Source organism: Chitinophaga sp. SVR4-12A, from assembly GCF_056754765.1.
On record NZ_JBPGWP010000002.1, the window covers coordinates 282,616 to 303,518 of the forward strand.

Genomic DNA, 20,903 nt, shown 5'->3' on the forward strand with positions numbered 1-20,903 from the left:
CCTTACATTAATGCTCTTGCGCGATCAATGTCTTTGCTATAATACAATCTTTCCGGGATCTCCGCGAGCGTAGATGGATGCACCTGTTCTCCCAATCCATAAAACTGCTGGAAGCTCATAATAAGTGGCCGCCATTTATCCGGGTCTACTCTATTGGGATGGCCATCCATCAGGATGCTGTCATCCAGGTATACCCGCTGTATACGCATTTCAATGGTTACGATCCTGCCGCGTTGCTGTGGTTCATCGGCTGCAATGCCGTGAACAGCGGCTACTTTGGCTTCCATCTGAACCGGGCATTCCAGCACGCGGGGCGCGGCAATGGTTTCAGACGGGAGCGGCGTCAAACCAGCCAGCCTGAATTTTTCCTTTTCGTGACGATAGCCTTTTTGCTGTTTTCCTTCAGGAACAGGATCACTGCCGGTAGTACGTGCCAGCCGGTTCACGGCGCCTGCCAGCTGTACGGAAGGCAGGTTGAGCACACATTCACCGTTTCGTATAATGTTCTGCGTGGTTTTGGAGGGAGCGGCCAAACCAAGCATGCACCTCCATCCCAGCCAGAAGATGGAAGACATGGGGGCGAGGTTAAAAGAATGATCTTCATTCAGGGTGCTGATCAGCACTACAGGTGTACCAAAGTACAGGATGGCAGGTTCACTTCTGTGTAGCATAAGACAGTGTTTTAATACTGCTACAAAGCTATTGACAGCATAGCGGCTGGAAAACCTGTTTCTTGCTATAGTATGCCATCACCTTTCATGTAATGATCGCGGTAGGCCAGGGGCGTCATAGCTGTCATTTTCCTGAACACATCGCGGAAAGCCTGTATGTCGGTATAACCTACATCATGCATGATCTCCGCAATGCTTTTGCGGCCGTTCTCCAGCTGCTTTTTGGCCGCCTCTATCTTCACGCGCTGTATATACTCCACGACGGTATGATAGATTGCTTTACGGAATCTTCTTTCCAGTGTGCGCCTGCTGAGGCGGAATTTGTCGGCCAGCTGGTCTACCGTTACTTTTTCATGGTAGTGGCGTTCTATATAGTGTTGTGCTTTTTTAACCGTTTCGTCTGTATGCTCTTTCAGCCCGTTAAACATGTGATAGGGCAGCTGGCTGTTACGTGCCAGGTCTGTAAGGAAATATTTCGCTGCCAGCACGGCCATGTTGCGGTCTGTATGTTTTTCTACCAGGAAGAGCAGCAGGTTCCAGTAGGCGTTATTACCGGCGCTGGAGTAGAGGCCCTGGTGGGCGGTCATGATCTTTTCATCCAGCAGTTTAACGGCAGGAAAGCTGTTGCGGAAAAGCTGTGCGTAGCTCCAGTGGGTAGTACAGGGTTTGCCGTTCAGCAGGCCGGTGTGCGCCAGGAGGAAAGCGCCGGTGTCCAGTGCGGCTACTGCTGCGCCGGTGTGATACTGGCGAACGATCCAGGGAATGTATGCTTCATGCTGAAAGGCTGCCGTGATCACATCACCGGAGAGGGCGGGAATGATCACCAGGTCTGTTTTATGCGCCTTGCTTAGCAGCAGGTCGGGATGAAGGGAGAACAATCCGCCGTTGAGGTGTACCGGTGTTGCCTGTCCAAGCAGCTGCACATGAAATGCAGGGCGGCGGCCGGATTGTTCCAGGAACTCATTTACTTTGGTAAATACATAACAGGCATCTGCAACAGATGCAGCTGTTGCGTTTTCGAGGGCTAGTATGGAGATGCTCAACATACGGCAAATGTAGGCACAATAAGTGTCGCAATGCCCCCCTACAGATTGGCGCATTATGCCCGCATCCTTTTCGTTTATTGCGGGTAATTTTGCAGTCCCTTACACCTGTTTTATACCACTGCTTCTGCCTTAAAAAAGCCTTCTATCATACTGATCTCTTTAGCGAACATCGTCTTCTTACGTTTACCAAAATAAAGGGTATTCTCAATAACAGGGCTGCCCTTCCAAACCAGTTTTAGCTTACCGGTTTTGAGCTCGTTACGGCATAGAAAGTCGGGTATAATAGAGTAACCTTTTCCCTGGCTGAGGCAACGCACGATAGAGCATTTATTGGGCACTGTATAGTTAGGCCGGAAGTCCGGATGGTGATGAAAGTTCTGGACCCAGAACCTGCGCATATGTTCCATATCGGCAGCGGTACTGTACCAGATCTGTTGTTTGAGCCATTCTTCCGCCGCAGTTGTATTCCCTTTTTTAATAAGGCTGGTAAACGGGCTACTGTCTTCCTGGCTGCCGCTCACCAGCACGATCCTTTCTTTGGAGAAGGGCTTGTACTCCAGGTTCATCTGCGATCCCTGCTGAGGCGTTACGATCAGATCCAGCGAGCCATTGTCGAGTTCCTGCTGCATCTCCGGGTATTCGCCGAATTTAATGTTGACATTAAACGGGAGGGAGGCGATGTGCTGTTCCAGCGTGAACTGGAATGTTTCAAGGCACATACCTATACTGATGGTTGCTTTATTGGCATCAGCGCTTTTGTGAAAATGCTGTTCAGCGGCTTCCAGTTTATTCACTGCTTCAATGATGTAGTTATACAATACCTTGGCTCGTTCTGTAGGCACCATGCGGCGGGCCGACCTGTCAAACAATTTATATCCTACATAAGCTTCCAGGGAGTTGAGATGCAGGCTAACCCCGGGCTGTGAAACATACAGCGTTTGTGCGGTAGCAGTTAATGAGCCTGTTTCATAAATGGTTTTAAAGGTGCGGAACCACTCCATGTTCATCAGCATAGTCTATCATTTTAATTATGCAAAGATATAATTTAACTTATTTCAATAATAGATAAGGCAGGGGTAATTTTGCATTGAAATCATACAAATATGGAAGTGATAACAAGTGTACCTCGTGCGCAGGCGCGTACCAGGAAAGGTTTGCCTGCTGCCTTATGGGCGCTTACCATCAGCGCATTCGCGATCGGCACCACAGAGTTTGTGGCAGTAGGTATATTGCCAACCATCGCAGATAGCCTGCAGGTAAGTATTTCGGCCTCCGGTTGGCTGGTAAGCATTTATGCATTAGGAGTGGCTATTGGCGGGCCTATATTAACGGCGCTTACGGGAAGGATTCCACGAAAGCCTTTGCTGGCTGGTCTGATGGGATTATTCATCGTTGGGCATATTGCCGCGGCCCTGGCGCCTGATTTTGTTTTCTTACTGCTTGCCCGTTTTATCAGTGGTTTTGCACACGCAGTGTTCTTTGGCGTGGGCGCTACTATAGCGGCCACGCTGGTGGCGCCTGATAAGAAGGCTACGGCAATTGCGCTGATGTTTGCAGGGCTTACCATCGCTATCATTGCAGGCGTACCGCTGGGTACCTGGATAGGGCAGCATTTTGGCTGGCGCGCCACATTCGTGGGCGTGGCCTTGCTGGGGCTTGTCGGGCTGATGGCCGTGGTGTCTTTAGTGCCCGCTAATATCCGGAGCGGGAAGGCGCTGCGCCTGCGCGACCAGCTGCAGGTGATCAAACATCCACAGATCCTGCTGGTGCTGGCTATTACGGCATTTGGCTACGGAGGAACTTTTGTGGCCTTTACGTATCTGGCCACTTTGCTGGAGCAGATCAGCGGCTTTTCTGCTGCTTCTGTCAGTGTGCTGCTGCTGGTATATGGCGTAGCGATCGCCCTGGGTAATATGATAGGAGGAAGGTTATCCAATACCAACCCGGCGAAGGCGCTGGTCCGCATGTTCGCTTTGCAGGCGCTGGTGCTGTTTTTATTCACCTTTTCTGCCTGGTATAAAGCGCCGGCGGTGATCACCTTGTTCCTGCTGGGTGGATTGTCTTTTGTAACCGTGCCGGGCCTGCAGCTCTACATTGTACAGCTGGCAGAGCGTTATCTGCCAGGAACGGAGGATGTGGCATCGGCCTTAAATATATCCGCGTTTAACCTGGGTGTGGCGATCGGTTCATATGTAGGTGGTATTACGGTAGATCATCCATCCCTGGGACTAGCGGCTACTCCCTGGATAGGCGCGTTGATCGTGTTGCTGGGAACGCTGCTCACCGTGATCAGCTACCGGCATAACCGGCAGTCCTGAGATCCCTGTGGCGCAAACCCCATTTTTCCAGTTGCTGCCACACCGGGATGAGTTCCATGGCGCTTTCCGTCAGACTGTATTCTACGCGGGGCGGTACTTCTGCAAATACTGTCCTGCGTACCATACCATCTCTTTCCAGTTCGCGGAGGTGGAGGGTAAGCATCCGGTCTGAAATCTCGGGCAGCTTTTTCTTCAGCTCCAGGAAACGCATGGTCTTTTTCTCCAGCTTATAGAGGATCATCAGCTTCCAGCGCCCTCCCAGTATATCTATGGCATACATTACACCGCAGAAATCATTGAGCGCTTTCCGGTTATGCTGATTGGTGGAGGAAGCCTTTATTTTAGTCATTACTAACAGTTTTGTGCGTATCGAACAATGGGCTGTACCTCTGCAAAGTTAAGCATGCATCAATAATTTTGTGGCGCTTAACTTAAAATATGGAGCTATGAATGTATTGATCGTATATGCACACCCGGAACCGCAGAGCATGAACGGAGCAATGTTCCGGACTGCAATAGATGCGCTGGAGGCTGCCGGGCATGCAGTACAAACTACCGACCTTTACGGTATACAGTTTAACCCGGTGTCTGACCGGTATAATTTTACAACAGTACAAAACCGTGATTTTTTTAAACAGCAGCTGGAAGAAGTGTATGCAACAGAACAAAACGGTTTTGCGCCCCATATCGACATAGAGCAGCAGAAAGTGGAGTGGTGCGACCTGATGATCTGGCAGTTCCCAATGTGGTGGTTTGGTATTCCCGCTATCCTGAAAGGATGGGTGGACCGTGTTTTTGCCATGGGCCGCACTTATGGCAACGGGCGATACTATGAAAACGGGATCTTTAAAGGTAAGAAGGCCATGCTTTCACTGACCACGGGCGGCGTGCCCGAATCTTATGTGAAAGGTGGTTTTAACGGAGATCTTAGCGGTATGCTGCGGCCTTTACATCGCGGTATCCTGCAGTTCACCGGTTTTACAGTGCTGCAGCCGCAGGTGGTGTATGGCCCTGCACGGATAGGGGAGGAACAGCGGAAACTGGAGTTGGTCGCCTGGCGGTCGAGGCTGACTAATATCTTCAATGAGCCTGCCTTTGCAGTGGGAGAATACTAAAAGAAAAATGGGGCTTAGTAGCCCCATTTTTTCATGATGTTAAAGTCTTCTTTTATAGACTCCAGCGGCGTTTTGCCCTGGTAAGATTCCTGTTCGATGATGAAGTACGAGGTGCCGCCTGCTTTTTTACCAAGGTCAATCACCTCTTTTACGGGTATCACGCCTTTGCCCAGTACGGTGCTTTCGTACTGTCCGCCCATCTCGCCGCCTTTGGCGGATTTGATCTCGTCTTTCACATGCATCAGCTCAAAACGTTTGGGATATTGTTTGATGATATCCATGGCGATGCCGCCTGCGTGGTACATGTTGCCGATGTCCAGCTGCTGGGCTACCAGGGCAGGATCGGTGTTCTGGAGGATCAGGTCGAAGAGCTTTTTGCCGTTCAGTTGCACGCTGAATTCAAAATCGTGGTTGTGATAACCGAACTTCATGCCTGATTTTTTACAGAGCTCTCCGCTTTTATTGAACACGTCCATGTAGGCAATGAAATCGTCGTAGGTTTTGCGAAGCTCTTCATCCAGCCAGGGGCTGATCACATATTTCTGACCTACGATGGCGGCGTCTTCTACGGTGTATTTCCATTCGTCGGTAAAGTCGTTTTTGGCTTTGTCCCAATGCTGCGGGCGCATTACCGTATGGCCGCTGGGCATGAGCAGACCCAGGTCGTCCAGCCTTTTCTTAAACTCCTGCGCTGTCCACCCATAGAATTTACGGTTTACGTAATTGGCATGTTCTACGTACTTGTATCCCATGCTGGCTACCTGTTTGAGGGTGCCGGCGGGGTCTTTTTTCATATCATCGCGGACAGAGTACAGTTGTACGCCCAGGATGTCTTTGACCCTGGCTGCCGCCAGTATGCTGCCGCCGGGCAGCATGGCAGTACCTGCCAGCGCAAGGGCGCTCGTTTTCAGAAAGTCTCTTCTTGACGTGTTCATATGTGGAAATTTAGTGGTAGTGGTAAGATAATAAAAAGTTGTCAGTGATTGCCAGGAAGATTGAATTGCTGCAGCTTATCCGGTTGGGTCTTAGATAGCTGTTGCCAATGGCAGGCCATAGCGCTTTGGTGACAGGGCAGGTCTCTTTTAGAAGGCTTCGCCCAGGTCTATGTAAAAGATCCGGTCGTGTTTACTCATGCCGAAATCCAGGGCGATGTTCGTATTGGAGCGTTTGTTAAATTTAATGCGAAGACCTGCTCCGGCGGCCGGGTGGAAGTTGGTGAACCAGTATTTATCTGGCTGCGTAACGGTATTCATGTTGGCGAAGACCACAAATCCCAGCAGGCCATTGGGAAGGATATCGCGCCGGTATTCTGCTTCCAGGTTAATGAGCGCTTTGCCCCGGTAGCGGTTCTGTTCTATCCCGCGGCCGCTGCGGTTGTTGGGGTCCCAGCCAATGCTGGGAAGGTCAAGATAAGGCGTTTTATTGCCCAGCACCGTCCAGTAATAGCCCCAGAGTGCAACTACGTTCTGGCTCCATGCCGGACCGTAGTGGAAATACCTGCGGTAATCTAAATAGAGGGAAGACCAGTTGTTGTTACTGCCCAGAAAAGTGGGGTTAAGACGAAGTACGGCATTGGCGTAATGGCCTTGTTGCGGGTTGATGGAGTTGTTCCGGTTATCTTTCAAGAGGTTAAAAGAAATGCCGGATGAAACAGTCTGTTGTCCCGGCGTGGTGCCGTACTGGTATTTTACAAACGCGGGCAGGTGTACGGAGTCATTGTCCTTTACACGGATAGCCGTATGCCAGTCCAGGTGGTAGCCCAGGCCTGCCAGCCAGGTACGGTCTATTTTTCGCATAAAGGTCTGGTAGAAGCGGAAGTAATTGTTCCCCAGCAGCTGTTTCTGATCTTCGGGCACACCGTTGCCCAGCCCCCAGGTGTATTGCGGGTTCACTATAAAGCGCATATCCCCTGTGATATTGCGCTTATTACCTTCCAGCCACAGGTTGGAGTGAAAGGAAAATGAAAAGCGCCCGTTAAACGAGAAAGAAGGCGAAAAGCTGACGTTAGAAATATTGGTCATTCTGCGCGGGCCAAGATAAAAGGCCGCATTGGTGCTGGTGACCAGGGCTGTACCGCCGCCTGGTACGCTGGATGGGGCAGGTAACAGGGAATAATATACCCCTCCTCTGCCTTTTTTGGGGAAATTTCCGGACTTTATGTGGAAGGTCTTTTTGAATACCTGGATGATGTCTGTTTTAGGCACGGAATCTTCTTCAATTTCGTAGAACCTCCTACGCCTGGGAATTGTGTCTGTCTCCTGGGCTTCTGCCCAGAAAGGGATGGCCAAAAATGCTATCAGCAGGAATTTTCTCATTGAGGTAAACAGCCGTTTTAGTGGGTATCTCCATACAGTATACATAAAATATTATGCCAGAAGCCGCTATGATGATCGAAGGTGGAGCAGCGCCTTTTGTTTCCAGGTCATAACTGCGTATCTTAACTGCATTAACCGATACAGATTATGTCCATTAAGATAAGACCTATCAGACCGGAGGATAATGCCCCCTTAGCAAAGATCATCAGGGATATATTTATTGAATTCGACGCGCCGCTGGTGGGTACAGTATACAGCGATGAACAGACGGATCACCTGTATGAAGTATTCACGCAGGACCGTTGCGCTTATTTTGTAGCGGAACAGGACGGAGAAGTACTAGGCGGGTGTGGTGTTTATCCCACCCAGGGACTGCCGGAAGACTGTGCGGAGCTGGTGAAATTCTACCTGTCGCCTGCTTCACGCGGCAAAGGCCTTGGCCGCACTTTAATGGAACGCAGTTTTGAAGCCGCCAAAGCATTAGGTTACCGTCAATTATACCTGGAGTCTTTTCCGCAGCTGGCTACAGCAGTAGGTATGTATAAAAAAGCTGGTTTCTATGATATTCCGGAACAGCTGGGTAATTCAGGCCACTATGCCACTACGGTGTGGATGCTGAAGGATCTTGACTGATGTGGGTAAATCTTCCAACAATATTGTTACCCTTGCTACTCAGCAGTAGCAGATATTCTTCCCTATAACATAAATGCACGTTTTTTGGGCATCATTCCATGGTAACATCATTTATTACAGGAAAACAATGTTATTATGGCTAAAGATGCTTTGAAGGCTGGAATGCCTGAATCATTTCCTCCCCAGCACCAGGATCATCAGCCTGGCAAAGAACGTGAAATGGAGCCCCGGCCCATCTATGATGACGATATCCCGGGTTGCAACCGCCTCGCAAATAAAGTAGCCATTATCACGGGTGGCGACAGCGGCATCGGCCGTGCGGTGGCAGTCAGCTTTGCCAAGGAGGGTGCTAATGTTGCGATCGTTTACCTGGATCAGCAGGAAGATGCAGAAGAAACAGCTGAATCCATAAAAAAATACGGCGGTACCCCTTTACTGATCAAAGCAGACGTCTCCAAAGAGGCTAATTGCGCCGGTATTGTAGAAAAGGCGTTGAAACAATTCGGTCACATAGATATACTTGTAAACAATGCAGCGGTGCAGTACCCTGTAGAGACCATAGAAGGGATCAGTGCGGAACAGCTGGAAAAAACATTCGCTACGAATATCTACTCCTACTTTTACCTGACCAAACATGTAGTACCACACCTGAAGGAAGGGGCCAGCATTATCAATACAACGTCGGTCACCGCCTTTAAGGGCAATGAGCTGCTGTTGGACTATTCCTCTACCAAAGGCGCTATCGTAGCTTTTACACGCAGCCTTTCACAGTCATTGGTGACAAAGGGTATCCGTGTAAATGGGGTAGCGCCGGGGCCCGTATGGACACCGCTGATCGTATCTTCCTTTAATGAAGAGCAGGTGTCTAAATTCGGCAAGGATGTACCCATGGGCCGTGCTGCACAGCCTTTTGAAATAGCAGGTTGTTATCTGTTCCTGGCGTCAAGGGAATCTGTCTTTGTCACCGGGCAGATATTGCATCCGAATGGTGGGGTACCGATGTGATAATATTTAAAAAGAAGGATCATGGATAAGCCAAATAAACAGCTGTCCGAAGAGAAGGAGCAACATCCCGATATTCCCGCGGAAGCGAACGAAGATAAGCAGGTTAATTTTCCTTCAGTAGAGGAAGATGGCGATACCGGACTGGAAGAGCACCCGCCACACGACGAGGAAACGGAAGAACGTCAGCAGGAATGGAAGAAGACCCTCGATGTAGGAAAGCAGCAACGCGACAGGCCCTGACAGCCATGTAATGTGACACCTACTCCGGGGTAAGTACTTGTCCAAAAGTATGTACCCGGATACCTTTGCTTTCATTAAATAAAAACTGAAAGCATGAAGATCACATTAACAGGATCATTAGGAAACATCAGCAAGCCGCTGGCAATACAACTGATTGCTGCAGGCCACCAGGTAACAGTTATCAGCAGCAGTGCAGACAAAAAAGCTACCATTGAAGCACTCGGTGCTATTCCCGCCATCGGCTCCATTACTGATACGGATTTTCTGACAGCGGCCTTTAGCGGTGCAGAGGTAGTATACACCATGGTGCCGCCAGATTTTACAGTGCCTGATCTGTTACAATACTTCACCAGCGTAGGTGAAAGCTATGCAGCAGCTATCCGCCGCTCCGGTATACAACGTGTTGTGCACCTCAGCAGCATGGGCGCGCATCTTGTTCCCGGTCCGGGGCCGATTGCCGGCGCACGGAAAGTGGAAGCAATACTCAACGGACTGGAAGGAGTATCTATCAAATACCTGCGCGCGCCTTTCTTCTACATCAATTTTTATAACAACATAGACATGATCCGACACATGGGTATACTCGGATCTAATTATCCTGCGCAGACAAGATTGGTGCTCGTACACCCCGAAGACCTCGCAGCAGCTGCTGCAGAAGAAATTCAGAACGGGTTTACAGGAAAGGATGTACGTTACGTAGTGAGTGATGAGCGCAGCAGCGGAGAGGTAGCGGCCATGCTGGGAAATGCAATAGGTAAGCCGGAACTGCCCTGGGTAGAATTCAGTGATGAACAGGCTTTACAAGGGATCATGCAGGGAGGAATGCCGGAAAGCATCGCTAAATTGTTTGTAGAAGTAGGGGCTGCTGTGCGTGGCGGAAAGGTGTGGGAGCATTATACAGCTGTTGGGGGCAGGCCTTCTGGCAGCAGGAAGCTGGAGACTTTTGCAGCGGAGTTTGCAAAGCAGTTTAATCAATAACAGTTGTCAGTTGTTAGTTGTCAGTTAATGAGAATGATATCCGCCGCATTTACTGACAACTGTCAACTAACCACTTTTTTATTTCTTTCCAGGCTGTGGTATCGCTTCACTTACCTGGATCACCTGGTCCATGAAATTCATTTCATTTAGTTTTTTTATCGCGCGGTTACCGTCTGCATGATCATCCATTTCAACAAAGCCAAATCCTTTGGACTGCCCCGTTTCCATATCTGTCAGGATCTTTACTGAAGCTATCCTTCCAAATTCTCTGAAAAGATTCCTTACGTCTACTTCTGTTGCTGTGGCCGGAAGATTTCCTACATAAATGTTCATAACTGGATGTTTAAAGATTAGTAAAATATGGCAGCTGAAGCGCAAATACTGAAAATGAAAGCGTAGTATGCTCCGGATCAGAAAAAGCAAAGGCAGGTAACCATTGTGAATGTTGCGCTTAAAGGTAGGCTTTAATTACATGAATGGCAAAAGATTTAATTAATCTGTCCGATTGTGATTTATTTAACATTATTGTTAGTACCTTTAGATAGTAGTGGAAATACACTAAATTCTTTCCTAAAATACTGCTCTCCTGCATTCCTCACCTTATTTATTCAGCAGTTTTATTATTGAATTTCCTGCGTTTTGAATCACACTACATGCATTCACCGGTAAATTCAATAGTAGTTCATCATGCTCGTATTGCTCTTCTTTATATTACATTGGTATCTGGCTTTGTTCTCGCAAACTTTTTTTCAGCACAGGTATGCGTCTCACAAGGCTTTCACGATGAGCCCCTTTTGGGAAAAGATATTTTACCTCTTTGCCTACATTACCCAGGGCGCTTCCTATATGAGCCCTAAGGCTTACGGTATTATGCATCGGATGCATCATGCTTATACAGATACAGAAAAAGATCCTCATTCACCCAGTTTTTCACCGAACGTTTTTGCAATGATGTGGCGCACGCGCCGTATCTACCTGGAGATTGTTGACGGAAAAATGGAGGTGGAAGAACGGTTTTTAAAGAATCTCCCGGAGTGGAAGGGCTTTGATAAATGGGCAGGCTCAAGGTGGAGCCGTTTGCTGTGGGTGGCTGTATATATCTGCATTTATATTGGTATAGCTTCCTCACCCTGGCTGTTCCTGTTGCTGCCCTTCACCATTGCGATGGGGGCGGTACATGGCGCTATCATCAACTGGTTTGCACATAAATACGGGTACATCAATTTCAAATTGAAAAATACGTCTGAGAACCTGATATGTCCTGATGTGCTGATGCTGGGTGAATCTTACCATAATAATCATCATAAGCATCCCTCTTCCATCAATTTTGGTGTAAAATGGTACGAGTTTGACCCGGTGTATCCTGCCATACTTGTGATGAAGTGGCTGCACATTATAAGAATACCGGCTCCGCTGCATGCCTACAAAAAGTGATTTTTATCTTAAAACTATAATATATGAATTTGTACGTTTCTAATCTGATGTCGCAGGTGACTGATCAGGATCTGATGAAGCTATTTTCTACTTATGGACAGGTAGCCTCTGTTAAAGTAATAACGGACAGGTACACCGGCGTTTCCCGCGGCTTCGGATTTGTTGTGATGCCACAGCAGACGGAGGCCGACAAGGCCATAAGAGAATTAGATGGCAAGAATGTAGAAGGCAGAAGTATCTCTGTTGCAGAAGCCCGGCAACGTACGTATTAAAGGGATATATGTGCTTTTCAATGGAAGCCAGTCTCGGAGCAGGAGTCATCCTGTTAGCGATCGGCTATGCTGCAATAAGCCAGGCACGAACAATGCAGCAACATTTATTATGCACTATTCCCCTGCTTTTTTCCCTGCAGCAGTTCATTGAAGGGCTGCTGTGGCTTTCCTTACAAGATCAGGCTTACGCCCAATGGCAGCAGCTGTTGCTATACCTGTTCCTTATAACGGCACAGGTAGTATGGCCGCTGTTTATACCTTTATGTACGCTGGTGATCGAAACGGATCCCGCACGGAGAAAGATACTGGCTGTGTGCTTTGGAACAGGAGTAATCACTGCTGCCGTATTTATGTACGGGCTTGTTTGTTACAACGCCGGTGCTTCCATCGCGCATCATCATATCCAATACGTGCTTGATTTTCCTTTTTTGCATCAATGGTATGGCGGCATACCTTATCTTTTCGCTGCAGTAATAGCACCGTTGGTCTCTTCTGACCCGAGAATGAGACTGACGGGCCTGTTGCTGCTGCTGGCGTATGTGGTGGCCAGGTTCTTTTACCTGGAATACCTTATCTCAGTATGGTGCTATTTTGCTACTGTGATCAGCCTCGTAGCGCTTTATGATATTATTTTGCGGAACAGGTTAGGCCACGCTCATCAATAATACATTGCAATTCCCTGGTAATACTGCTATATTGTGACTACACTAACAGCAGGAAACCAAAATCTTTGTATTATGAACCGTTTGTTCGTTTTATTGAGCGCAGCTTGTCTGATCCTAAGCTCCGTTGCAGCTGTAGCGCAGCAACAAATGCCCCGTATAGCCATTGCCGGTTTAGGTATAGAATCCAGCACTTTCTCTCCCGCATTAACACAGGAAGAGGCTTTTCATGCAAAATACGGCGAGCAGGTATACACTTCCTATCCCTTCTTTGCTGTTGACTCGCCGCTGCGTAAGCAGGCGGTATGGGTACCTGCTTTGGTAGGCAAGTCCCTGCCCGGTGGAGCAGTGACCCGCGAAGCTTATGAATCGCTGGTGGGCAAAATATTGGACTCGCTTAAAAAGAACGGGCCCTTTGAGGGTCTTTTCTTTGATATTCACGGGGCCATGAGCGTGGTAGGGCTGGATGACCCGGAGGGAGACCTGATCACCAGGATCCGTAAGGTGATAGGCAACAAAACGCTGATCTCTACTTCTATGGACCTGCACGGGAACGTATCCTGGCGTTTGGCGCAGCATACAGACCTGATCACCTGCTACCGGATGGCGCCGCACGAAGACGCTATGGAAACCAAGCGTCGTGCCGTACAAAATCTCATAGACCGTATTAAAAGCGGCAAAGGCAAACCAGCTTATAAAGCCTGGATACCGATCCCTGTGCTGCTGCCGGGTGAGAAGACCAGCACCCGCATAGAGCCCGCTAAAACCGTTTATAAAGCGGTTGCTCCGGCTTCCGTACAACCAGGGGTGATAGACGCTGCCATCTGGGTAGGTTATGCATGGGCGGATGAGCCCCGTAATCATGCCGTAGTAATGGTGACCGGCGATGACAAAGCAGTAGTGACAAGCACCGCCGAGCGGCTGGCCCGCAGTTTCTGGGACGCCAGGAAGGACTACTCTTTTGTAGCCCCCACCGGCGATCTGAAAGAATGCCTGGATAAGGCGCTGGCCAGCACCAAGCATCCCTTCTTCATCAGTGATTCGGGCGATAATCCTACCGCCGGTGGCGCAGGCGATGTCACCTGGACACTCACGCAGATCCTGGCCCGCCCCGAATTCAAATCAGCCAACGGCCCTTCCCTGATCTATGCTTCTATTCCCGGTCCTGATCTCGTAGAAAAAGCCATCGCCGCAGGCGTAGGCAAAGAGGTGGACGGCCTCGCAGGTGCAAAGGTAGATGCACGTTATGCACCGCCGGTACGGCTAAAGGGAACGGTGGAGTCCATCGTGCATGGCGATCGTGATGCCGTAGTGGAAGTAGTGGTACGGGTAGGCAGTGTGCACGTGATCGTTACCCAGAAACGTAAACCCTACCATAAAGAAGCTGATTTTACCCGCCTGGGGCTTAACCCGCGTAAATCAGATATTGTAGTGGTGAAGATCGGCTACCTGGAACCGGAACTGTACAACATGCGGGCAGACTGGCTGCTGGCGCTTACACCGGGCGGTGTAGATCAGAACCTGGAGCGCCTGCCATACAAACGGATCGAAAGGCCTATGTTTCCCCTGGATAAAGATATGAAAGACCCGGATCTGAAGGCAAGATTAGTGCCTGCAGCGGACAAGTGACCTGTTTAAGGTCTGAGGTTTGAAGTTGGACGTTCGTTCGAAGTTAGAGGTTCAGGATAAGTGTGCTGAAAAGGCATGCTAATCCTGAACCTTTAACATTTTAACAAACCTCAAACTTCAGACCTGAAACTTCAAACGAAATTATTATATTGTGTCAACGTTTGGAACCCGCCTCCAAATACCATGTCCTAAAACTATCCCGAACACCTGCCCTGAATCCCTTGTATTCACCAAAAGATGCCATGTATGCTGGTTAGTAACAAGCATTTTACCCCGGTAATCGGACTGGATATACATATTGTAATATTGTTAGGTTTTCCCATTCCGCTGCCCCACCCGTATATCGGGTTTGTACTCGATCCTATGGACTATATCCCCTTCCTGGGCGCTACCACTAAAGTGAACCACGTACCCCGCGGCAAGAGCGATACATCTGGTATCATTATCATCTTATTCCATATTCCCATGGGCGGGCCCTTTTTGCTGGCGCCTATGATCGGGCATGATTCCGTGAACTTCTTCGGCAGTAAAACGGTGAAGGTAGAAGGTAACCTGATGAGCCCCTCCGGTCATATGCTGATGACCTGTAACGATATTGGTATTCCCCTTTCACTGCAGCCAGGTAAGAAATTCAAGCCCATTCCCAGCATGTACCTGCCTACTTCGTTCTCTATACCACTGTCTTTTGGACGGCCGGTAATGGTAGGAGGCCCCTACGTTCCTGATTGGGCAGGGGCTTTACTGAACCTGGTGATGTCTTTCGGTTTTGGCGCTATGATGAAAGGCCTGGGTAAGCTTGGTAAAAAAGGGCTCACCAAATTTAACCATGCGCTGAAGGGAAAGATCGGCAGTAATAAACTGAGCCGGGCCCTGTGTAAAAAGGGTTTTGAACCGGTAGACCTGGTGCAGGGCATCGTGATCTATGATGGTGTTGATTTTGAACTGCCGGGGCCTATCGCACTGAAATGGGAACGCTCCTGGAACAGCGATAGCCCCCATCGCGGCGTGCTGGGACATGGCACACATATGAGCTATGATATGCGCGTAATGGAATTTGCGGATGAAGATACCACCGCTGTATTGCTGGGCGATGGGCGCAGCGCATTGTTCGGGCACTTGCCTTACGTGGGCAACAGCGATTATAACCGCCATGAGCACCTCACGCTTACCCGTACAGACCTGGATGAATACCGGTTGTTTGATCACAGGGAAAGACTGTCTTATCATTTTCATAAGCTACATCCAACAGACACTGAATATCGCCTGTATGCCATCCGCAACGAGGCTGGTTTTATGATCAGCTTCCATTATAACGGCAAAGGGCACCTGGTGCAGGTAATAGATAGCGTGGGAAGGCATTTGCAGGTAGCAAATGATGCAGAAGGCCGTATTACCAGCGTAACCGGCCGTCATCGCGGGCAGGAGCAGGTGTTTGTGCAATATGCCTATAATGAAGATGGTGATCTGACAGCCATCACTGATGCATTGCAGCAAAGCACACGCATGCAATACCGTAAGCACCTGCTGGTGGAAAAAACGGACCGCAACGGACAGACCTTTTACTGGGAGTATGACAACAAGAGCCGTTGTATCCATACCTGGGGAGAGGGTGGCATACTGGAAGGACATATCGGGTATCATCCCAAAGAAGGTTATAACCTGGTAACTAACTCCCAGGGACACACGACCACTTATTATTATACGCCTGACTTTGTCATCACACAGATAAAAGACCCATTGGGTAACTCTATTTTCACCGAATATACGGAGCACTTTGAGGTGTATCGTGAAATTGATGAAGAAGCTAATGTAACAGGTTATACCTATGATGAAAGAGGGAATCGTACACGTATAGAGATGCCGGACGGCAGTGCCCGCACTTTTACATATGATGCAGAAGACAGGCTGATATTAACTACAGATGCCCAGGGTGGAAGCCGTACTTATATCTACTATAAAGGTGAAAGGCATAAAGGCTTGCTGCATACCATTACGGAAGCAGATGGGCGTATCACCATTTTCCGATACAATGAACATAACCTGCTCAGTAAAGTGGAAGATGAGCGCGAAAACCGTACCATACTGGAGTATGATGCTGACTACAACGTGTCTGCGCTAACACAGCCGGATGGCGGCCGCGCAAGCTGGCAGTATGATGCCTGGGGCCGTTGTACCAGGGCCAGGAATCCGCTGCAGCAGGAACAGCTTTTCTATTATGATGCATTAGGCCGGGCCACGGAGGTGTTTATGCCGGATGGCAACCATATTGTTCTGCAATACAACGCATATGAAGAAGTGGTGCAGCTAAAGGACAAACATCACCATGTACGTTTTGACTATACTCCGATGGGCAGCCTGAAGATGCGCGAAGAGAACGGGGCAAAAGTGCATTTTATTTACGATAAGGAAGAACAGCTTACCGGTTTGGTGAATGAGCACGGCGCTACGTTTCGTTTTACCCGTAACAAACGTGGCGACATTATTGAGGAAACCGGTTTTGACGGCCTTGTGCGGCGATACCAGCGCGACGCAACCGGTAAGGTGATCAGCGTAGAACGCCCTGGTGGACGCCATACGGAGTACGAATATGATTATAATGGCAGCCTTACACGCGCAGAGCATAGCGACGGCAGCTGGGAAACCTACAGCTATGACCGTAATGGCCTGCTGATAGAAGCCATCAATGAGCACTGCACTATTAAATTACAACGCGACGCGATGGGCCGTGTGGTACAGGAATGGCAGGATGGATATGCAGTTGTCAGCAGGTTTGGTCCTGATGGTCATCGCAGTTATATCAAAAGCAGCCTTGGTGCAGATATAAAATTGCAACGCAACGCTGCCGGCGATATTACCGGTATCCAGGCAGGTATGGCAGCAATGAGCAATCCCTGGATAGCGCAGATAGAACGCAACTTACTGGGATTGGAAATAGAACGCAGCCTGCCGGGTGGTGTAAAAAGCAGCTGGACCTACGATAGGTCCGGTATGCCGGAAAGCCATATCGTAAGCAATAGTGAAGGGAACAGCCGTCGCAGACACTATCGCTGGGACGCCAACCAACGCCTCAGGCAGCTCACAGATGCTATCGGCAATGGTGTTACCCGGTTCGGGCATGATGATTTTGGTAACCTGGCCTGGGCGCAGTATGACAACGGCGCCTATGAATACCGCCTCCCGGATAAAGCGGGTAACCTGTATAAGGCACAAGCGGGCAACGACCGTAAATACGGGCCGGGCGGTAAGCTTATGGAGACGCCTGAAGCACGTTTTATATATGATGAGGAAGGTAACCTGAAAAAGAAGATTATAACAGCCGCACCCGTAGGAGGGACGGTATGGGAGTATGAATGGTATGCCAGCGGCATGCTTAAAAGTGTGCTCCGGCCGGATGGAAAGCTGGTTGAGTTCCGTTATGACCCACTGGGCCGCCGCATAGAGAAGCAATACAACGGCCTGCTTACGCGCTTTGTATGGGATGGCAATGTGCCCTTGCATGAGTGGTCTTACCCGCTTACACAACGGCCTGTAATTACCATTGATGAACAGGGCGACATACAGCAAAGCCATCCGGAGCCCGTACCTGTTGACACACTGACCACCTGGATCTTTGAAGAAGGTGCATATGCGCCCGTTGCCAGGATGGTCAATGGCAGGCAGTATTCCATTATCAGCGATTACCTGGGGATACCCTGCGAAGCCTACGATGAGACAGGAGAAAAAGTATGGGCATGCGAATTGGATATTTATGGGAAGGTGCGTAAGTTAGCCGGGGAAAGAACCTTTGTTCCGTTCAGGTATCCCGGGCAGTACGAGGATGTGGAAACAGGGTTATACTATAACCGTTTCCGCTATTACAGCCCGGATGAGGGGATCTACCTCAGCCAGGACCCGATACAGCCGGAAGGCGGCTCGCGTATCTACGGCTATCCTAAAGATCCCCTGATCTGGACAGATGTAGCCGGCCTGATGCCGCTGCTGGGAGGCCAGACAGCGGGCGGAATGAACAGGAATACCAAACAGTGGCTGGAACGTTATGGGCCCGGCTCTATGAGGGAGCACCACCTGGTGCCGCAGGAGATGTTCAAGAATAACTCATTTATGAACAGGCTGGATGCGTTGACAAACAATAAGGGCGTAGATTATGTGCACAGGCAGATAGCCATCATACCGAATGAGCTGCATACCAATGTGCATGAGAATGGATGGAACAGGCAGTTTAAACAATGGGCCACCAATAATCCGAACTTTACCTTAAAGGATCTTCAGCAGCAGATCAAGACGATGATGAAGAATCATAATATTCCCAAGTCATCCAGAAGTTTTGCAGGACACTATTGTAAGTAATTCATATGAACCGGAAATTAGAATTTACAAAAGCTTTGCGTCTGCTGGACGCTGGCCGCGACGAAGAAGCGGTCGCTTTATTAAACAACATACTGGAGGAAAGCAGGCAGGAAAATGATCCTGTTAATTTGGTACGCTCCAGTTGTGTTTTAGGCGAGTATTATTTTAACGCCGGGAATTTAACGGAAGCGAAGAAGAACCTGGAAATAACAACGGGCGCAGAAGTGGACGAAGACCAGGCGGATATTGTTGACTATGAGCTCAACCAGGCAAGAGAGATGTTGAATAGCATTGGTTAAAAATACTTCTCTATCGTTACCCCGTAATTGATCAGCAGGTTTTCCCTGTCCGTACGGTTTACCTTATTATAGGTGAGCGCAGCTGTGAGCAGCAGCCAGGAGCGCAGTTTCAGCGACAGGCTGTTGCTGCTTTTTAAGATAAAGTCACTGCCATGAGCCAGTGACTGCTGGTAAAAATGTGCGCCTTCCAGCACAATAATATCTTTGATCACCCATTTATACAATACACGAAAGGAGTTCCTGAAAGTATGATAGACATCTGGTATAGTGTCTTTCAGGATCAGATCGCTGTTCTCGAACAGCATACCTTCGCTGAGGTTTAAAGTGGCATTGGGCTTTTGTATAATATCGTAGGCCACGCCCGCGCCACCCTGGAAGCGTTTGTTGATCTTCAGGGAAAAGCTTCTGTCATAATTGGCCAGGCCCCAGTAATAGAAGTGCCGGCTGATCCCGTACCAGTTAAAATCCAGCGCAGCTGATACATCGTCGTTCGTGAGCTTGCTGTCTTGTTTACCATATACATAGCTGGCCCCCGCGTTGAGGCTGATCTTTTTCTTGCTGATCTTGAAGCCTGCCAGGTTGTTCAGCAGCCAGGAATTACCGTCATTGGTACGGTTAATGGAGCCGGTTGAGGCGTATTTTATATAATAATGCGTAGAGTCGCTGAATTGAGCAAAGGTCACTTCGGAACAGGCAAATAGCAGCAGCAGTATAGCAAGTCTTTTTATCATCAGCTTGGCGCCGCAATTAATGTGCCTGAAAACAGGGAGAAGCCGGTTGCGCTGGCATACCGGCTTCTCCATCTTATTTCGAACCAGCTGCAGCCGTGCTGTGGTTCAGCACAGGATTCAGCCTGCAGTATTTATTTCCTCCATCAAAGCTCACTACATAGTCAGACGTGAAATGCGTACTTTTCCGGTAGTAATCCGTAGTGATGATCTGCGCCCCTGAATTGCAGGCAGCAATGAAGCTGGAGTGATCGTTCGCACGGGCCTCTTTGGTATCTGCATCTGCACGGGTACGGATGATGTATCCCTTCTCTACCAGGCTTTTTATTTCAGGCATCCGGGGATTGTTTTTGATCATGATAGCGGCTTCGGGTGTGCCGGGTTCTACGTTCGTGAACAGTATGCGCCCTTTCAGTGAAGGATGTCCGGCAGCATAAAGCGCCTGTTTATCTTTCTTGCCATCCAGGATAAAAACGAATTTACCTTTGGCGGCTTTCAGCGTAGGCCAGTTGTTATGTAGTACCGCTTCTTCCAGCGTAGCGTATTTACCTCTTACCATATCAGGGGTAAGCAGGTGTGCACGTCCCAGGTTGTCTTCCAGTGCTTTATCCAGCTCATCGAATACCTTTTCTGTGAAGGGCTCGGGTGCTGTCAGCTCTGTATTTTTCATTTCGCCGTCTTTGGGCTCCAGGGTAATGAAAACAGGGTAGTGGTCAGGATGTTTTTCAGACCACTGACGCAGTGTCTGCAGGCAGCGTTTGAAGGTGAGGGCATCGCTGCGGAAGTCCAGGTCAGGTACATGCAGTATTTTGAAGCCCGGCTCGTTCATCTCACCTTCGGTATCGTAGGGCGCCTGTCCCTTCGCCCATTCCAGGCCTTTAGGATGGGCGTATTTACCGCCTTTCTCATCCGCATACACATCTATCTCCAGGTTCAGCAGGCCCATGTCCAGCTGCGCTGTTAATGGAATATGCTCATAATCCAGCTTGCTCGCAGATACGGAATCGCGGTGGGCGAACATTTTAAACAGGGCCGGGTCAATGGCTTTCTTGTAGCTGTTGTGCGAGCCGATCACCTGGATCTTATTAATGGGCAGATCCTCAGAGAGATCGTTATTGTGCAGTACCGGCAACCCTACAATCAAAGCAAGGCATATCAAGGTTTTCATATCAGTGATCATTTATAAATTTAGCACAGCCGTCCGCCAGCTG

Annotated in this window: 21 protein-coding genes; 12 read left to right on the forward strand and 9 right to left on the reverse strand. The window is 49.1% G+C overall.

What is annotated here, in order from left to right:
* Positions 1–2: 2 nt before the first annotated feature.
* The 3 genes from ACR9Y8_RS27460 to ACR9Y8_RS27470 form a co-directional block, all read right to left on the reverse strand.
* Positions 3–671 (reverse strand): flavin reductase family protein, encoded by a 669-nt coding sequence (locus ACR9Y8_RS27460; RefSeq protein ID WP_481216496.1) that lies wholly within the window; start codon positions 669–671, stop codon positions 3–5.
* A 65-nt stretch (positions 672–736) separates the two neighbouring features.
* On the reverse strand, positions 737–1,717 hold the full coding sequence (locus tag ACR9Y8_RS27465; protein ID WP_481216497.1) for a GlxA family transcriptional regulator: 981 nt from the start codon (positions 1,715–1,717) through the stop codon (positions 737–739).
* A gap of 110 nt (positions 1,718–1,827) precedes the next feature.
* The gene (locus ACR9Y8_RS27470; RefSeq protein ID WP_481216498.1) at positions 1,828–2,730 is read right to left on the reverse strand and encodes a LysR family transcriptional regulator; all 903 of its coding nucleotides are present in this window, start codon (positions 2,728–2,730) and stop codon (positions 1,828–1,830) included.
* A 90-nt stretch (positions 2,731–2,820) separates the two neighbouring features.
* Between ACR9Y8_RS27470 and ACR9Y8_RS27475 the strand changes: the two genes are divergently transcribed.
* Positions 2,821–4,035, forward strand: coding sequence for an MFS transporter (locus ACR9Y8_RS27475; protein ID WP_481216499.1), 1,215 nt, complete (start codon positions 2,821–2,823; stop codon positions 4,033–4,035).
* Here ACR9Y8_RS27475 and ACR9Y8_RS27480 read toward each other — a convergent pair.
* Positions 4,007–4,384 carry a winged helix-turn-helix transcriptional regulator gene (locus ACR9Y8_RS27480; protein WP_481216500.1) on the reverse strand — a complete coding sequence of 126 codons (378 nt, stop codon included), beginning with the start codon at positions 4,382–4,384 and terminating at the stop codon, positions 4,007–4,009. The two genes, ACR9Y8_RS27475 and ACR9Y8_RS27480, sit on opposite strands and share 29 nt — an antisense overlap.
* Before the next feature lie 97 nt (positions 4,385–4,481).
* Here ACR9Y8_RS27480 and ACR9Y8_RS27485 point away from each other — a divergent pair, with 97 nt between their 5' ends.
* On the forward strand, positions 4,482–5,150 hold the full coding sequence (locus tag ACR9Y8_RS27485) for an NAD(P)H-dependent oxidoreductase (protein ID WP_481216501.1): 669 nt from the start codon (positions 4,482–4,484) through the stop codon (positions 5,148–5,150).
* Between the two features lie 14 nt (positions 5,151–5,164).
* Here ACR9Y8_RS27485 and ACR9Y8_RS27490 read toward each other — a convergent pair whose 3' ends face one another.
* Both ACR9Y8_RS27490 and ACR9Y8_RS27495 read right to left on the reverse strand, forming a co-directional pair.
* Positions 5,165–6,085 carry a TIM barrel protein gene (locus ACR9Y8_RS27490; protein ID WP_481216502.1) on the reverse strand — a complete coding sequence of 307 codons (921 nt, stop codon included), beginning with the start codon at positions 6,083–6,085 and terminating at the stop codon, positions 5,165–5,167.
* Between the two features lie 147 nt (positions 6,086–6,232).
* Entirely contained in the window at positions 6,233–7,465 is a 1,233-nt protein-coding gene (locus tag ACR9Y8_RS27495) for a BamA/TamA family outer membrane protein (RefSeq protein ID WP_481216503.1), read from the reverse strand.
* Positions 7,466–7,612: 147 nt separating this feature from the next.
* On the opposite strand from ACR9Y8_RS27495, the gene ACR9Y8_RS27500 reads away from it, so the two are divergent.
* From ACR9Y8_RS27500 to ACR9Y8_RS27515, 4 genes are all read left to right on the forward strand, one after another.
* A complete protein-coding gene (locus ACR9Y8_RS27500) occupies positions 7,613–8,098 on the forward strand; it encodes an N-acetyltransferase family protein (protein WP_481216504.1) in 486 nt (161 codons plus the stop codon).
* A 135-nt stretch (positions 8,099–8,233) separates the two neighbouring features.
* A complete protein-coding gene (locus ACR9Y8_RS27505; protein ID WP_481216505.1) occupies positions 8,234–9,103 on the forward strand; it encodes an SDR family oxidoreductase in 870 nt (289 codons plus the stop codon).
* A gap of 21 nt (positions 9,104–9,124) precedes the next feature.
* Positions 9,125–9,343, forward strand: coding sequence for a hypothetical protein (locus ACR9Y8_RS27510; protein ID WP_481216506.1), 219 nt, complete (start codon positions 9,125–9,127; stop codon positions 9,341–9,343).
* Positions 9,344–9,436: 93 nt separating this feature from the next.
* Complete coding sequence (locus ACR9Y8_RS27515; RefSeq protein WP_481216507.1) at positions 9,437–10,321, forward strand: NAD(P)H-binding protein; 885 nt, start codon at positions 9,437–9,439, stop codon at positions 10,319–10,321.
* Between the two features lie 78 nt (positions 10,322–10,399).
* Here ACR9Y8_RS27515 and ACR9Y8_RS27520 read toward each other — a convergent pair whose 3' ends face one another.
* A complete protein-coding gene (locus ACR9Y8_RS27520; protein WP_481216508.1) occupies positions 10,400–10,654 on the reverse strand; it encodes an RNA recognition motif domain-containing protein in 255 nt (84 codons plus the stop codon).
* Positions 10,655–11,008: 354 nt separating this feature from the next.
* Here ACR9Y8_RS27520 and ACR9Y8_RS27525 point away from each other — a divergent pair, with 354 nt between their 5' ends.
* The 6 genes from ACR9Y8_RS27525 to ACR9Y8_RS27550 all read left to right on the forward strand — a co-directional run bounded on the left by ACR9Y8_RS27525 (position 11,009) and on the right by ACR9Y8_RS27550 (position 18,964).
* Positions 11,009–11,755, forward strand: coding sequence for an acyl-CoA desaturase (locus ACR9Y8_RS27525; RefSeq protein ID WP_481216509.1), 747 nt, complete (start codon positions 11,009–11,011; stop codon positions 11,753–11,755).
* A gap of 23 nt (positions 11,756–11,778) precedes the next feature.
* On the forward strand, positions 11,779–12,027 hold the full coding sequence (locus ACR9Y8_RS27530; protein ID WP_481216510.1) for an RNA recognition motif domain-containing protein: 249 nt from the start codon (positions 11,779–11,781) through the stop codon (positions 12,025–12,027).
* Between the two features lie 20 nt (positions 12,028–12,047).
* Positions 12,048–12,692 carry a DUF6629 family protein gene (locus tag ACR9Y8_RS27535; protein ID WP_481216511.1) on the forward strand — a complete coding sequence of 215 codons (645 nt, stop codon included), beginning with the start codon at positions 12,048–12,050 and terminating at the stop codon, positions 12,690–12,692.
* 72 nt (positions 12,693–12,764) lie between these two features.
* Complete coding sequence (locus tag ACR9Y8_RS27540) at positions 12,765–14,318, forward strand: M81 family metallopeptidase (RefSeq protein WP_481216512.1); 1,554 nt, start codon at positions 12,765–12,767, stop codon at positions 14,316–14,318.
* Between the two features lie 246 nt (positions 14,319–14,564).
* Positions 14,565–18,665, forward strand: a complete 4,101-nt coding sequence (locus tag ACR9Y8_RS27545; RefSeq protein ID WP_481216513.1) for an RHS repeat-associated core domain-containing protein — start codon at positions 14,565–14,567, stop codon at positions 18,663–18,665.
* Between the two features lie 5 nt (positions 18,666–18,670).
* The gene (locus tag ACR9Y8_RS27550) at positions 18,671–18,964 is read left to right on the forward strand and encodes a hypothetical protein (protein ID WP_481216514.1); all 294 of its coding nucleotides are present in this window, start codon (positions 18,671–18,673) and stop codon (positions 18,962–18,964) included.
* Here the strand turns inward: ACR9Y8_RS27550 and ACR9Y8_RS27555 are convergent.
* Both ACR9Y8_RS27555 and ACR9Y8_RS27560 read right to left on the reverse strand, forming a co-directional pair.
* On the reverse strand, positions 18,961–19,695 hold the full coding sequence (locus ACR9Y8_RS27555) for a DUF481 domain-containing protein (RefSeq protein ID WP_481216515.1): 735 nt from the start codon (positions 19,693–19,695) through the stop codon (positions 18,961–18,963). The two genes, ACR9Y8_RS27550 and ACR9Y8_RS27555, sit on opposite strands and share 4 nt — an antisense overlap.
* Before the next feature lie 73 nt (positions 19,696–19,768).
* Positions 19,769–20,860: a phosphatidylinositol-specific phospholipase C1-like protein gene (locus ACR9Y8_RS27560; protein ID WP_481216516.1), complete on the reverse strand. Its 1,092-nt coding sequence runs from the start codon at positions 20,858–20,860 to the stop codon at positions 19,769–19,771.
* Positions 20,861–20,903 lie beyond the last annotated feature (43 nt).